This is a genomic window from Streptomyces sp. DH12 (genome assembly GCF_020873895.1).
GTDB lineage: Bacteria > Actinomycetota > Actinomycetes > Streptomycetales > Streptomycetaceae > Streptomyces.
This window is the reverse complement of record NZ_JAHWGT010001569.1, coordinates 1-398: the sequence shown is the minus strand read 5'-3', so window position 1 is coordinate 398 and position 398 is coordinate 1. Positions and strand designations below refer to the sequence as shown.

The following is a 398-nucleotide window of genomic DNA, read 5'->3' as shown; positions in this document are numbered from 1 at the left end:
GGGATCGCGATGTTCTTCGGCCTGTGCGCGGGTCTGCTGGTCGCCGACCATCTGACCAACCTCAGCACGCTCTTCGAGAAGTCCAACGAACCGCGTGCGTTGCTCTCCGGGGCGGCGCTGATCTGGCTGATCGGCGTGCTGGACGACAAGTTCGAGATCGACGCGCTGATCAAGCTGGGCGGGCAGATGATCGCCGCCGGCGTGATGGTCATGCAGGGTCTGACGATCCTGTGGCTGCCGATCCCCGGTGTCGGCTCGGTCGCGCTCACCCAGTGGCAGGGCACGCTGCTCACCGTCGCGCTGGTGGTCATCACCATCAACGCGGTCAACTTCGTCGACGGCCTGGACGGTCTCGCGGCCGGCATGGTGTGCATCGCCGCGGCCGCGTTCTTCCTGTA

At 66.1% G+C, this 398-nt stretch carries 1 protein-coding gene; it reads left to right on the top strand.

Going from position 1 to position 398, the window contains the following annotated elements; translation table 11 throughout:
- On the top strand, positions 1–398 hold a 398-nt coding region (locus tag LPA54_RS41130; protein ID WP_228985500.1), incomplete at both ends, for an MraY family glycosyltransferase.